This is a genomic window from Metapseudomonas boanensis (genome assembly GCF_042232855.1).
Lineage (GTDB): Bacteria > Pseudomonadota > Gammaproteobacteria > Pseudomonadales > Pseudomonadaceae > Metapseudomonas > Metapseudomonas boanensis.
Window position 1 is genome coordinate 698684 of sequence record NZ_CP113889.1, and the last position, 14182, is coordinate 712865.

At 61.4% G+C, this 14182-nt stretch carries 11 protein-coding genes and 1 pseudogene; 6 read left to right on the forward strand and 6 right to left on the reverse strand.

All coding sequences use genetic code 11. The annotated features are described in order from the left end of the window. The first annotated feature begins 15 nt into the window (after window positions 1-15). Entirely contained in the window at window positions 16-600 is a 585-nt protein-coding gene (gene pth / locus OXH74_RS03235; RefSeq protein ID WP_215372825.1) for an aminoacyl-tRNA hydrolase, read from the forward strand. 26 nt (window positions 601-626) lie between these two features. Then, window positions 627-1727 carry a redox-regulated ATPase YchF gene (gene ychF / locus OXH74_RS03240; protein WP_375740062.1) on the forward strand — a complete coding sequence of 367 codons (1101 nt, stop codon included), beginning with the start codon at window positions 627-629 and terminating at the stop codon, window positions 1725-1727. A 56-nt stretch (window positions 1728-1783) separates the two neighbouring features. On the opposite strand, the gene OXH74_RS03245 is transcribed toward ychF, so the two are convergent. After that, window positions 1784-2611: a mechanosensitive ion channel family protein gene (locus tag OXH74_RS03245; protein ID WP_375740063.1), complete on the reverse strand. Its 828-nt coding sequence runs from the start codon at window positions 2609-2611 to the stop codon at window positions 1784-1786. Window positions 2612-2733: 122 nt separating this feature from the next. After that, window positions 2734-3213 (reverse strand): YajQ family cyclic di-GMP-binding protein, encoded by a 480-nt coding sequence (locus tag OXH74_RS03250; protein ID WP_215372828.1) that lies wholly within the window; start codon window positions 3211-3213, stop codon window positions 2734-2736. Window positions 3214-3431: 218 nt separating this feature from the next. Here OXH74_RS03250 and OXH74_RS03255 point away from each other — a divergent pair. The 4 genes and pseudogenes from OXH74_RS03255 to OXH74_RS03270 all read left to right on the forward strand — a co-directional run. After that, a pseudogene (locus tag OXH74_RS03255) lies at window positions 3432-4400 on the forward strand (response regulator); the annotation flags it as partial. Beyond that, window positions 4397-5308 (forward strand): putative 2-dehydropantoate 2-reductase, encoded by a 912-nt coding sequence (locus OXH74_RS03260; RefSeq protein ID WP_375740064.1) that lies wholly within the window; start codon window positions 4397-4399, stop codon window positions 5306-5308. The pseudogene OXH74_RS03255 and the gene OXH74_RS03260, both read left to right, overlap by 4 nt. A gap of 43 nt (window positions 5309-5351) precedes the next feature. Further along, a complete protein-coding gene (locus OXH74_RS03265; RefSeq protein ID WP_375740065.1) occupies window positions 5352-7370 on the forward strand; it encodes an ATP-binding protein in 2019 nt (672 codons plus the stop codon). A gap of 1 nt (window position 7371) precedes the next feature. Further along, the gene (locus tag OXH74_RS03270; protein WP_375740066.1) at window positions 7372-7947 is read left to right on the forward strand and encodes a cob(I)yrinic acid a,c-diamide adenosyltransferase; all 576 of its coding nucleotides are present in this window, start codon (window positions 7372-7374) and stop codon (window positions 7945-7947) included. Window positions 7948-8162: 215 nt separating this feature from the next. Here OXH74_RS03270 and OXH74_RS03275 read toward each other — a convergent pair whose 3' ends face one another. From OXH74_RS03275 to secA, 4 genes are all read right to left on the reverse strand, one after another. Then, window positions 8163-9110: a Nudix family hydrolase gene (locus OXH74_RS03275; protein ID WP_375740067.1), complete on the reverse strand. Its 948-nt coding sequence runs from the start codon at window positions 9108-9110 to the stop codon at window positions 8163-8165. Beyond that, entirely contained in the window at window positions 9107-9745 is a 639-nt protein-coding gene (locus tag OXH74_RS03280; protein ID WP_375740068.1) for a glutathione S-transferase family protein, read from the reverse strand. The genes OXH74_RS03275 and OXH74_RS03280 overlap by 4 nt, the downstream gene beginning before the upstream one ends. Before the next feature lie 114 nt (window positions 9746-9859). Then, the gene (gene argJ / locus OXH74_RS03285; RefSeq protein ID WP_375740069.1) at window positions 9860-11077 is read right to left on the reverse strand and encodes a bifunctional glutamate N-acetyltransferase/amino-acid acetyltransferase ArgJ; all 1218 of its coding nucleotides are present in this window, start codon (window positions 11075-11077) and stop codon (window positions 9860-9862) included. A 120-nt stretch (window positions 11078-11197) separates the two neighbouring features. Continuing rightward, on the reverse strand, window positions 11198-13933 hold the full coding sequence (gene secA, locus OXH74_RS03290; protein ID WP_375740070.1) for a preprotein translocase subunit SecA: 2736 nt from the start codon (window positions 13931-13933) through the stop codon (window positions 11198-11200). Between the last annotated feature and the right edge of the window lie 249 nt (window positions 13934-14182).

Sequence of the window (14182 nt, forward strand, 5' to 3'; positions counted from 1 at the left end):
AGAAGAGCCCCTGTAGTGACTGCCATCCAACTGATCGTTGGCCTGGGTAACCCAGGCCCCGAATACGACCAGACCCGGCATAACGCAGGGGCTCTTTTCGTTGAGCGCCTGGCCGACCGCGAACGCGTCAATCTCAGCCTCGACAAGAAATACTTCGGCCTGGTCGGAAAGTTCTCCCACCAAGGTCGTGACGTTCGTCTGCTGATTCCCACCACCTACATGAACCGCAGCGGCCAATCCGTGGCGGCACTGGCAGGATTCTTCCGCATCCCCCCCGAAGCCATCCTGGTGGCCCACGACGAACTCGACATGCCCCCCGGCGTCGCCAAGCTCAAGAAGGGCGGCGGCCATGGCGGCCACAACGGGTTGCGCGACATCATCGCCCAGCTTGGCAATCAGAATTCGTTCTACCGCCTGCGGCTTGGCATTGGCCATCCGGGGCACAGCAGCCTGGTCTCCGGCTACGTTCTTGGCCGCGCCCCGCGCGCCGAACAGGAACTACTCGGCACCAGTATCGACTTCGCCCTAGACGTGCTGCCCGAAATGCTCGCCGGTGACTTCACCCGCGCCATGCAGAAGCTGCACAGTCAGAAGGCCTGAACCCACTCCGCGCAGAGGCATATACCATGGGATTCAATTGCGGCATCGTCGGCCTGCCCAACGTCGGCAAGTCCACCCTGTTCAACGCCCTGACCAAATCTGGCATTGCGGCGGAGAACTTCCCCTTCTGCACCATCGAGCCGAACAGCGGTATCGTGCCAATGCCCGATTCGCGCCTGAACGCACTGGCCGAGATCGTAAAGCCCGAGCGCGTAATCCCCACCACCATGGAGTTCGTCGACATCGCCGGCCTGGTGGAAGGCGCCTCCAAGGGTGAAGGTCTGGGCAACCAATTCCTCGCCAACATCCGTGAAACTGACGCCATCGCCCACGTGGTGCGCTGCTTCGAAGACGAAAACGTCATCCACGTTTCCAACAGCGTCGACCCCAAGCGTGACATCGAGATCATCGACCTCGAGCTGATCTTTGCCGACCTCGATAGCTGCGAGAAGCAACTGCAGCGCGTCACTCGCAACGCAAAAGGTGGCGACAAGGAAGCCCTCGCGCAAAAAGCCCTGCTGGAAAAGCTCATCCCCCACTTCACCGAAGGCAAGCCGGCGCGCTCGCTGCTGAAAACCCTCGGCGACGACGAAAAGCGCCTGGTCCGTGGCTTCCACCTGCTCACCAGCAAGCCGGTGATGTACATCGCCAACGTGGCCGAAGATGGTTTCGAGAACAATCCACACCTGGACGTAGTGAAAGCCATTGCCGCCAATGAAGGCGCGGTCGTGGTGCCTGTGTGCAACAAGATCGAAGCCGAAATCGCCGAACTCGATGACGGCGAAGAGAAGGACATGTTCCTTGAGTCCCTGGGCCTCGAAGAACCGGGCCTGAACCGCGTGATCCGCGCCGGCTACGAACTGCTCAACCTGCAGACCTACTTCACCGCTGGCGTGAAGGAGGTCCGCGCCTGGACCGTCCGGGTCGGTGCCACAGCCCCGCAGGCTGCCGCTGTGATCCACACCGACTTCGAAAAAGGCTTCATCCGCGCCGAAGTGGTCGCCTACACCGACTTCATCCAGTACAAGGGCGAAGCCGGGGCAAAAGAAGCCGGAAAATGGCGCCTGGAAGGCAAGGAATACATTGTCAAAGACGGGGACGTGATGCACTTCCGCTTCAACGTCTGATCCAAGAAAAAGCCCCGGTTTCCGGGGCTTTTCTGTCTTCGATGTCCCGTAAAACCTCAGGCGCTCTGGACCAGGCGCACGACCCGATGGGGAAAGGGAATGCTGATCCCCGCTTCGTCCATCCGCTCCTTGGCACGCTCGATGAAGTCGAATGTCACCGGCCAGTAATCAGCCGCAGCAACCCAGACCCTCAGAGAAATATTGATAGCACTCTCGCCGAGCCCGGTCACGAAGACCACCGGCTCCGGATGGTTCAGCACCCGCGGGTCCTTGGCGATCTCGAGCAACACTTGACGGGCGAGTTTTATGTCGCAGTCGTAGTCGATACCCAGGTTGATGTCGACTCGCCGCGTCTGTTCGCGCGAGTAGTTGGTGATGTTGCCATTGGAGAGGCTGCCATTGGGCACGATCACCACCTTGTTGTCGGCGGTCTTCAGGGTGGTGTGAAAAATCTGGATGCTATCGACCGTGCCGGCCACACCTTGGCCTTCGATCCAATCTCCAGCCTTGAACGGGCGGAACAACAGGATCAGCACCCCACCAGCGAAGTTCGCCAGGCTGCCCTGCAATGCCAGGCCGATCGCCAGGCCCGCTGCACCAATAGCTGCCACGAACGAGGTAGTTTCCACGCCGATCATCGAGGCCACGCTGACCAGCAGCAATACCTTGAGGATGATATTGGCCAGGCTACCGATAAACCCTTGCAGGGTCCTGTCGACCCGTCGGGTTTGCATCAGCCTGCCGACGTTGCCGGTGAGCTTGTTTATCAGCCACCAGCCCACCAGGAGGGTAAGCAAGGCCAGCAACAGCTTGCCGCTGTACTCGACCACGATAGGCAGCCAGGCCTCGGAGAGCTTTACCAGCTCGTCAACATTCATATCCATGGTCATGCTCCAAATTCTTTACACGGGGCTAAAAACAAAGCCGCCATGGATCAACCATGGCGGCCAGCGAAACAACCCTCAAATTGCAACTCCAGCTGCTCGCGAAAGTCCAAAAATCCCGATCAATCGCGGAAGTTGTTGAACTGCAGCGGCATCCCGAATTCCTTGGCGCGCAGGGCCGCAATGGCTTCCTGCAAGTCATCGCGTTTCTTGCCGGTGATGCGCACCTGTTCGCCCTGGATGGCAGCCTGGACCTTGAGCTTGCTGTCCTTGATCGAAGCAACGATCTTCTTCGCCAGCTCCTTGTCGATGCCTTCCCGAAGAATGACCTCCTGCTTCACAACCTTGCCGGAGGGGTAAGAGTCCTTGATCTCCAGGCACTGAATATCGATCTTGCGCTTGACCAGGCAGAGCTTGAGGATCTCCAGCATCTGCTCGAGCTGGAAATCCGCCTCGGCAGTGAGCGTGACGGTCAGCTCCTTGAACTCGAAACTGCCCTTGCCGCGCAGGTCGTAGCGGCGATCCAGTTCCTTGAGAGCGTTGTCGACCGCATTGGTGACTTCGTGCTTGTCCAGTTCGGACACCACGTCGAACGAGGGCATGGGATTCCTCCAGATAGAAGGCGCGACCTGCATCACGGATAACAGTGCGCCTGGCTTGACGATAAAAAATGCGCACCCATTATAACCGAGCGGCACGCCGTCTTTTCTCCAGCGCCCCAAGCGGCGGGCAACCGCCTGAACGACAGGGAGAAAAGGCGATGGATGTCGACTTTGATATCATTTAGCCATAATCGCCCCCGCCACCCTGCCCTTGCGAGCCTGCCATGCCCAACCCTCATCTCAGTATTCTGGTGGTGGACGATGCAAAATTTTCCAGCGCCATTATCGGCCGAACCCTGAGCCAGGCCGGCTATCAGGATGTCCGTTTTGCCAGCAGCGCTGACGAGGCGCTTCGGCTACTGGAGCAGAAACCAGCCAACGTCATCCTCGCCGACTGGCTGATGCCGGAGATCGACGGCCTGGAGTTGACCGCTCGGGTCCGCCAACTGGATGAGATGACGGACCACTACAGCTACATCATTCTGCTCACCGGCAAGGAAGGTGACAACGTGCTTTCGGAGGCCTTCGATCGCGGCGTCGACGACTTCATCAGCAAGGCGGCCATGAGCGAACAACTGGTTCCGCGTGTCTATGCCGCCGACCGGCTCTGCAACACACTGCAACGGCTACTGCAGGAGAATCACCGACTCACGCAGAACATTGCCAGCCTGGAACAGCGCAATCTCGTGGACGCCCTGACCGGCCTGGGTAACCCGCGCTATCTGCGCCAGAAACTCATCGATAGCCTGCGCCAGGTCGAATCCCGAGGCGGGGCCCTGTGTTACCTGCAGATCGGCCTGCTGGAAACCCCACAGTTGCGTCGGCAATACGGGGACGCGTTCTACAACGAACTGCTTCACGGCGTTGCCCGTCGCTTGCAGCAACTGATCCGCCCGCTCGATGTGCTGACCCGTCTGGACGACAACCACTTCGGCCTGATTACCCTGCTCGATGACCTGCACGAGTGCTCTCCCAGCAGCTTCAAGCGACTGCATGAAGGACTCAATCTCAAGGCATTCAAGACCAGTGAAGGTTTCATCACGCTCAAGGCAGGCATCAGCCTGGTCGGGATGGATACCAAGGCGCTGCCCCTGGACATAGACGAACTGCTGGACAAGGCCGCAGCCCTGCTCCCCGAGTCCTACGCCAGCGGCCGCGTGACAGCCCTGCGTCTTCCGCAACCATGACTTGGCATATCCTGGGTGCCGGCAGCTTGGGCAGCCTCTGGGCTGCTCGCTTGTTCCGCGCGGGAATACCGACCCGGCTGATTCTACGTAACCAGACCAGGCTTCAGGCCTATTCAGCGGCAGACGGCCTGACGCTGGTCGAGCAAGGCGAGGCGCGGCGTTACCCGATCGCGGCAGAAACTCCCGAAACTCCTGGGCCCATCGGCCGCTTGCTAGTGGCCTGCAAGGCCTATGATGCCGAGCCTGCGGTGCAGCAACTGGCTCATCGCCTGGCGCACGGAGCTGAGCTGATCCTGCTGCAGAACGGGTTGGGCAGCCAAGACGCCGTGGCTGCATGCGTTCCCCAGGCCCGGTGCATTCTTGCATCCAGCACGGAAGGCGCCTTCCGTGACGGGGACTTCCGCGTGGTATTCGCCGGTCAGGGTTTCACCTGGCTCGGCGACCCGAAACTACCGCAGGCGCCGGCGTGGCTGGCCGACCTGGTGCGCGCCGATATCCCCCACGCCTGGACACCGGATATCCTCTCGCGTCTATGGCGAAAACTAGCGTTGAACTGCGCCATCAACCCACTCACTGTACTGCACGATTGCCGAAACGGGGGTTTGTCCGACCACGCTGCCGTGGTTGCCGCGCTGTGCAGCGAGCTGGTAGAACTGCTGCGTGGCTGTGGCCAACCCGAAGCGGCCGCCGGACTTCATGCAGAGGTCCTGAAGGTTATCCAGGCAACAGCGGCAAACTTCTCCTCCATGCATCAGGATGTTGCCCGCGGGCAGCGCACAGAGATCAGCTTCCTGCTGGGCCATGCCTGTAGCGTCGCCACACAACTGCACCTGGAGCTTCCCCGGCTGCGAGCCCTTCACGCCCGGCTGACGGACTACCTCGGACAGCACGGATTGCCCGTCAACTGACCCCGCGCTACCCTGCCCACAGCCCAGCAGCGGAAAACGCCCCTTGACCATCCTGCGCCAGCGCCTCGAGAACCTGTCGGTCGGACGCAAATTGCTCGCCGCCCTGCTGGTCCTGCTCGCCACTGTGCTCCTCATCGCCAACCTCGCCTTTATCAGCGCCGCTTACTGGATCTCCCAGGAAAGCGTCGCCCCGCAAGGTCTGGTCACGCTCGGCCGCCTGTTTGCCACCTCGGCACTAGGCAGCGAAGCGCTGGCATCGGAGGAAGGCGCCAAGCAACTGCTGGAGCGCCTGGATAGCTACACGCCGCTGCGCGCGGCTGCCCTTTACGACAGCAACGGCCGTTTGCTCGCGCAAATGCAGCGCGGTGAACAACTTGACCTACCCCTGCGCTCGACGGACCTCGAAGCCTGGCGTCGACACGAGTTTCGCACCACCCACCTGGCAGAACTGCCGGTCCCGGGCAAAGCCCCAGGCCATCTCCTGCTCGTGGCCTCCAGCGAATTACCCGGGGTTTTCTACACCGGCACCCTGACCGCCAGCCTGGCGATCCTGGCCTGCAGCGTGCTGCTCTGGCTGCTGATCGCCCGGCAGATCCGCCGCATGGTCACCCGGCCGATTCGTCGGCTGGAGGAGCTCTCAAGGCAGGTCACCCGCGAGGAGAACTACTCCCTGCGCGCACCGCGCGGCAACCGGGACGAAATCGGTAGCCTGGCTGATGCCTTCAATACCATGCTCAGCCGGATCGAAGCGCGAGAGCAGCAGCTCAAGCGCGCGCGCGACGACGCCCAAGCCGCATTCGACCAGGCCCGCGAGTTGGCCGAAGAGACCCGCCACTCCAACCGCCGCCTGGAGCTCGAAGTCCAGGTGCGGAGCAAGATCGAGAAGAAGCTCACCGGCTTCCAGAACTACCTCAACAGCATCATCGACTCCATGCCCTCGGCCCTGATCGCCCTGGACGAACAGCTTTACGTCACCCAGTGGAACCAGGAGGCCAGCACTCTGTCCGGCACGCCCATGGACGATGCGCTGAACCAGCCGGTATTCCTTGCCTTCCCATCACTCAAGCCCTTCCTGCCGCAGATCCGGCTGACTGCGGAAAAGCACAAGGTAGAGAAAGTTGAACGGGTCAGTTGGCTGGTCGGGGACGCTGTCCATCATTACGCGCTGACCTTCTACCCGCTGATGGGCGGAACAGGTCGGGGCGTGGTCATCCGTATCGACGACATCACCCAACGCCTATCCATGGAAGAACTGATGGTGCAGTCGGAAAAGATGCTTTCGGTAGGCGGCCTGGCGGCCGGCATGGCCCATGAAATCAACAACCCGCTTGGCGCGATCCTGCACAACGTGCAGAACATCCGCCGCCGCCTGTCACCCGAGCTGGACCGAAACCAGCAGCAGGCCGAGGCGGCGGGCATCCAGCTCGAGGCGGTAAACCGTTACCTGGAAGCCCGTGAAGTGCCCAAGCTACTTGATGATATCCACCAGGCGGGCGCGCGCGCAGCAAAGATCGTCAGCAACATGCTCGCCTTCAGCCGACGTAGCAACCGGCAATTGGCGCCTTGCCAACTACCGCTGCTGCTCGACCAGGCCCTGGAAATCGCCAGCAACGACTTCGACCTCACCGAAGGCTTCGATTTCAAGGGAATGCGCATCACCCGCGAATTCGACCCACACCTTGGCCCAGTCCCCGGCACCGCCAACGAACTGGAGCAGGTACTACTGAATTTGCTGAAGAACGCTGCCCAGGCCATCCACCAGCGCGAGGATGACGAGGAAGGCCACATCACCCTGCGCACCCGGCTAAACCCACCCTGGGCAGAAATCCAGGTAGAGGATAATGGAGTCGGAATTCCAGAACCCGTGCGCAAGCGCATTTTCGAGCCCTTCTTCACCACCAAGGAAGTGGGTCAAGGCACAGGGCTTGGTCTTTCGGTCTCGTATTTCATCATCACCAATAACCACAAGGGGCAAATGGAAGTGCAGTCCAAGCCAGGCCAGGGCACTTGCTTCACCTTGCGCCTGCCGCTCACGTCCACCCCGGAACAGCCAGGAGCCTGAAATGGGCTATCGCCTCTCGAAGATCTACACCCGCACAGGTGACAAAGGCGAAACAGGCCTGTCCAGCGGCCGTCGCGTTCCCAAGGACCATCCTCGCATCGAAGCCATCGGTGAAATCGACACGCTGAACAGTCAACTCGGCCTGCTCATTGCCGAACTGGTCGAGCAACAGGCAGCCTGCCCAGGCCTGAGCGAGCTGATCGACGTCCTCACACCCTGCCAGCACCGCCTCTTCGATCTGGGTGGCGAACTGGCCATGCCGGAATACCAGGCTTTGGAAGCTGCTGAAGTCGCACGCCTGGAAGCCGCCATCGACCAATGGAACGACGAACTCGGCCCGCTGGAGAACTTCATCCTGCCGGGAGGCTCACGGCTGATCGCCCAGGCCCACATATGCCGCAGCTTCGCCCGCAGCGCCGAGCGCCGCGCGCAGCACTTGAATGCCGAGGAGCCGCTGCGCGAAATCGCCCTGGCCTATCTCAACCGCCTTTCCGACCTCTTATTCGTGGCCGCACGGCTGATCGGCCGGCGGCAGAGCGTCAATGAGGTGCTTTGGCAGGCAGCGCCCAAGGCTTAAGCTAGCCCCCCGATGGTTGGGCTCGCGATCTCGATGAAGGACACAACACCTGTGGAGGCGAATTTGTCCGCTAAGCAGACCGGAGATCCTCCCTTCAGGCCCAAGCAAACTGCCAACATCCCGTCCCCTTTTCCCTCTCCAAGAGGGAGAGCGAACGGTCAGGCACGGGCTGCCGCAACTGCTCCCTTTGCGAGTTGGTTCTCTAAATGGACTGGTCAACGATTCTCTGGCCAGAATGCACGAATACCAGCGACGCCTTGGGCGCCGGCCAGCCAGGCGCGCTCAAGGTCTTGAGGACCTACGCCACCGAGCAGGAAAGCCGGCTGGTTGAAACTCCTCAGCAACTCAGTTGCAGCCTGCCACCCTAGCGGCTCCGCCTCGGGGTGAGTGTGAGTGGCCTGCAATGGCGAAAGAGTGACGAAGTCCACGCCCATGGCAGCAGCCAGTTGCAGCTCTTCTGCGCTGTGGCAGGACGCTGCGAGCCAGCGCTCGCTGGGAAACGGACGACCATTGGGCGAGTACTTGTGCAGCTGCTCGGCAGTCAGGTGCCAGCCGGCGGCAGGGAAATCCCCCAGCCATTCCAGCGGGCCCTTCAACATCAGCTGTGCGCGGCCGGCACAAAGGCCCTGTACATCCACGGCCAAGTCCCGATACTGCGCATCGAACATGCGTGGAGCCCGCAACTGGACCAGGCGGATACCCGAAGCCAGGGCCGTTTTCAAACCCGACAACAGAGCCTGGGGCTCTAGATCGTCCGGCGTAATCAGGTAACGCTCCGGCAAGCGAGCTGCCGCCAAGATTGGCCTGTTGGCCGCCGGAAATTCGTAGTCGCCCAGCTGGCGCGCGGAAACCCAAGCCAGCGGCTGCCCTTCCGCGCCATGAGGATCGCCAGTGAAGTCCGAGACCTCCCAGACATCCAGCAAAACCTGCTTGTCCGGGTAATCGTGGTGGACCCGGATCAGCGGGCGTGCGGCAGTCACACAGATCCCCAACTCTTCCTTCAGCTCACGGGCAAGAGCAACCTGAACGGCCTCCCCTTCCTCCACCTTGCCCCCCGGGAACTCCCAAAGTCCCCCCTGGTGCTTTTCGTCCGGACGCTTGGCAATCAGCACCCGGCCGTCGACACCACGGATGACCGCAGCTGCCACATGCACGCGTTTCATTCGATGATCTCCGTTTCTTGCAGTGCGGCCTGGTACCATCGCTGGAAGGCAGGCCACTGATAGATGGTTTCGACATAGGCCTCCGCGTCAGCCGGCAATGCCACTGCATAACTACGCAACCGGCCCGCTACTGGTGCGTAGAAAGCATCGGCGATACTCGCGTGGCCAAACAGGAACGGGCCGTCCTGCCCGAAGCGGGTACGGCACTCCGCCCAGATCGCACAAATGCGGCGAATATCCTCGACCACCTCAGAGGGTACTTCGGACAGTGGCTGGTTACGCCGCAAGTCCATCGGCAAATGACTGCGCAAGGCGCTGAAGCCACTATGCATTTCCGCGCAGGCAGAACGCGCAAAAGCCCTGGCGGCTTCCCCACGCGGCCAGAGATGCGCCTCAGGGAAGGTTTCGGCGAGGTACTCGGCAATCGCCAGAGAGTCCCAGATGGTACCGTCGTCGCACTTGAGGACGGGCACCTTGCCAGTGGGCGAATGGCTCAGCAGGCACTGGCGGCTGTCCGGACGATACAGCGGCACCAGGACCTCTTCGTACTCCGCTTCGGTCAACTGGAGGGCCAACCAGGCACGCAGGGACCAGGATGAGTAGTTCTTGTTGCCGATTACCAGTGTCAGGGACATTGGGCCCTCCCGGGATCCATCGAGTTAGTCGGTGTGTCGCAGGATCATGGAAGGTGACGGGCCCCGTGGCAAATTCCCGTTTTTCATCCAGGGATGAAAAACGGGAATGCCGGTTTACGAGCGGTATTCGGCGTTGATCTTCACGTACTCATGGGAGAGGTCGGTCGTCCAGATGGTCTCACTGCAGTCGCCACGCCCCAACTCGATTTGGATGGTGATTTCCTCTCGGGCCATCACCGCCGCCCCCTGCTCCTCGGTATAGGTAGCGGCCCGGCCACCCTGGCTGGCGATGCACACTTCGCCAAGGAACACGTCGATCTTGCTCACGTCCAGGTTCGGCACGCCAGCGTAGCCCACAGCGGCGAGAATGCGGCCCCAGTTCGGGTCAGACGCGAACAGGGCGGTCTTGATCAGCGGTGAGTGCGCCACGGCATAGGCAACGTCCAGGCACTCCTGGTGGTTGGCACCGCCGTTGACCTGCACAGTCACGAACTTGGTGGCACCTTCGCCATCACGCACGATGGCCTGGGCGACCTCCATGAACACCTCGAACACCGCCTGCTTGAGCTTTGCGAACAACTCACCGCTGGCGGCAGTGATTTCCGGTAGGGCAGCCTGGCCGGTGGCGATCAGCATGCAGCAGTCGTTGGTGGAGGTATCGCCGTCGATGGTGATGCGATTGAAGGACTTGTTGGCCGCGTCACGCACCAGGACCTGCAGCACATCGCGCGCCACCTTGGCGTCGGTGGCAATGTAGCCGAGCATGGTGGCCATATTCGGGCGGATCATCCCGGCACCCTTGCTGATGCCGGTAACGGTGATGGTCACCCCGTCGTGCTGGAACTGGCGGCTGGCGCCCTTAGGCTGAGTGTCGGTGGTCATGATGCCCTCGGCGGCCTGCGCCCAGTTGTCCACCTTGAGGTCGGCCAGCGCCGCCGACAGCGCCGCCTCGATCTTCTCGACAGGCAGCGGCTCACCAATCACCCCGGTGGAGAACGGCAGCACCGCGCTGTCGGCAATCCCAGCCAGCTCCGCCAGCTTGGCGCAGGCGCGGCGGGCGCGAACTAGGCCGTCCGGGCCAGTTCCGGCATTGGCATTGCCGGTGTTGGTCAGAAGGTAACGCACCTCGCCAGCCAGGCGTTCTCGGGTGACCAGCACCGGAGCAGCACAGAAGGCGTTGGTGGTGGTCACGCCGGCGATGGTGGAGCCCTCAGCGCAACGCATCACGACCACATCCTTGCGCCCCGGGCGCTTGATGCCAGCGGAAGCAATGCCAAGTTCGAAACCGGGTACCGGGTGCAGGGTAGGCAGAGGGCCAAGACCAACAGCCATGAGAAGCGCTCCTATTGAGGTCATCGGAGGAGCCGGTGCGCTGGCGCAGCGGCTACCAGAGTCAGGAAAAACGCCGCGAGCGGCTGGGCCGGTCGCGGCGTGGAGTATTACAGCAGTGCCTTAGCTGATCTGGCCGTGGCAGTGCTTGTATTTCTTGCCCGAGCCACAGGGGCAGGGTTCATTGCGTCCCACCTTGGGCTCACTGCGCACCGGCGCAGCAGCGACCGCCACATCACCGTCCTCTTCTGCAAGCGCAGGCTCCTCCAGCCCAGGGGCTGCGGCGTGCTGGAACTGCATGCGACGGGCAAGTTCTTCGGCCTCGCGACGCAGACGCGCCTCCTCCTCGACCGGATCCTCGCGGCGCACCTGGACGTGGGACAGGACACGGATGGTGTCGCGCTTGATGGAATCGAGCAGATCCTGGAACAGGGTGAAGGACTCGCGCTTGTACTCCTGCTTCGGGTTCTTCTGCGCATAGCCACGCAGGTGAATGCCATGACGCAGGTGATCCATGGTGGACAGGTGGTCCTTCCATAGGTCGTCGAGTACACGCAGCAGCATCTGCTTCTCGAAGGCACGCAAGGCTTCGGCCCCCGCCAGCTCTTCCTTCTCGTTGTAGGCGGCCAGCAGTTGCTCGAGGATCTTGGCGCGCAAGGTTTCCTCGTACAGCTTGTCGTCTTCGTCCAGCCACTGCTGAATCGGCAGACGCAGGCCGAAATCGCTGGCAAGTGCAGCTTCCAGGCCGGCCACGTCCCACTGTTCAGGCATGGATTGCGGCGGAATGTGCGAGTCAATGGTGCTGTTCAGCACTTCCTCGCGGAACTCGGCAATGGTGTCGCCGATGTCGTCGGAGGCCAGTAGGCTGTTACGCATGTGATAGATCACTTTGCGCTGTTCGTTGGCGACGTCGTCGTATTCGAGAAGCTGCTTACGAATATCGAAGTTGCGCCCTTCGACCTTGCGCTGGGCCTTCTCGATGGCGTTGGTCACCATGCGATGCTCGATAGCTTCACCAGGCTGCATGCCCAGTGCCTTCATGAAGTTCTTCACCCGGTCGGAGGCGAAAATACGCATCAGGTTGTCTTCCAGCGACAGGTAGAAACGGCTGGAGCCCGGGTCACCCTGGCGACCTGCACGACCACGCAACTGGTTGTCGATACGACGGGACTCGTGACGCTCGGAAGCAACCACATGCAGGCCGCCGGCCTCGATCACCTGCTGGTGGCGCTTCTGCCACTCCGCCTTGATCTGGGCAACCTGTTCATCCGTCGGAGCTTCCAGGGCCGCGACTTCTGCTTCCCAGTTACCACCCAGGAGAATGTCGGTACCACGACCCGCCATGTTGGTAGCGATGGTCACGTGCCCCGGGCGCCCCGCCTGAGCAATGATCTCGGCTTCTTTCTCGTGGTACTTCGCGTTGAGCACCTTGTGCTCGATACCTGCCTTGATCAGCAGTTGCGAGACGTACTCGGAGCTCTCGATCGAGGCGGTGCCCACCAGCACGGGACGACCACTGGCTTGGCATTCCTTGATATCAGCAATGATCGCGGCGAACTTCTCTTCCTGGGTCAGGTAAACCAAATCGTTGAAGTCTTTACGTGCGACCGGACGGTGCGTCGGGATGACTACCACGTCCAGACCATAGATCTGGCGGAACTCGAAGGCTTCGGTATCGGCGGTGCCGGTCATGCCCGAAAGCTTCTTGTAGAGACGGAAGTAGTTCTGGAAAGTCGTCGAAGCCAGCGTCTGGCTCTCGGCCTGGATCGGCAGATGTTCCTTGGCTTCGATCGCCTGGTGCAGGCCTTCGGACAAGCGGCGACCTGGCATGGTACGGCCGGTGTGCTCGTCGATCAGCAGGACCTGCTCGTTCTGCACGATGTATTCCACGTTACGGTGGAACAGGGTGTGAGCTCGCAGCGCAGCGTAGACGTGGGTCAGCAGGCTCAGGTTGTGCGCGGAATAAAGGCTCTCGCCCTCGGCCAGCAGGCCGGCCTGGGTGAGCATGTCCTCAATGAACTGGTGGCCCAGTTCGTTCAACTCGACCTGGCGGGTCTTCTCGTCGACCGAGTAATGACCTTCCTGGGTGACCTTGCCCTCCTCTTCCTCGATGTGCTGCTTGAGGCGCGGGATGAGCAGGTTGATCTGGGTGTAGAGCTTGGAGCTGTCTTCCGCCTGGCCGGAGATGATCAGCGGGGTGCGGGCTTCGTCGATGAGAATCGAGTCGACTTCGTCGATGACCGCAAAGTTCAGCTCGCGCTGGAACTTGTCCTCCAGGCTGAAGGCCATGTTGTCACGCAAGTAGTCGAAGCCGAACTCGTTGTTGGTGCCGTAGGTGATGTCAGCAGCATATGCCGCGCGTTTTTCTTCCGGAGGCTGGAAGGGCGTGACCACGCCTACGCTGAGACCAAGGAATTCGTACAGAGGACGCATCCAGTTGGCATCGCGACGCGCCAGGTAGTCGTTGACGGTCACCACGTGCACCCCTTTGCCGGACAGTGCATTGAGGTAGACGGCCAGGGTTGCCACCAGGGTCTTGCCCTCACCGGTACGCATCTCGGCGATCTTGCCCTCGTGCAGGGTCATGCCGCCGATCAGCTGCACGTCGAAGTGGCGCATGCCCATGACTCGCTTGCCCGCCTCACGGGCGACCGCAAAGGCCTCGGGGAGCAATTGGTCGAGCGTCTCGCCTTTTGCCAAACGCGCCTTGAACTCTTCGGTCTTGGCACGTAGCTGCTCATCGCTCAGGGCCACCATCCGTTCTTCGAACGCGTTGACGGCCTGGACAGCCTTGGCCATGCGCTTCACTTCGCGCTCGTTCTTGCTTCCAAAGAGTTTCTTCAACAATGGCGCAAACATATAGACAGGATCTTCCACACATTAGGATGGAGGGCGGCCTGGAGTCGCCCGTGCAGCCGTCATGGCTGCTTGCGAAGGGGGCATTCTACCCGGAATCGTTGGCGAGGAAAGCGGGGGGGTCCCCATAGTGTCCGAGGAGTGGCTTGACGTCGCCGTAGGACAGGTTCGTTTCGGACTGCGGCAACCCACCCAGACGTCGAGTAACTCCACCAGGCCCTACGGGCTCTGGGCGCAATGCCCAAGTCCCGC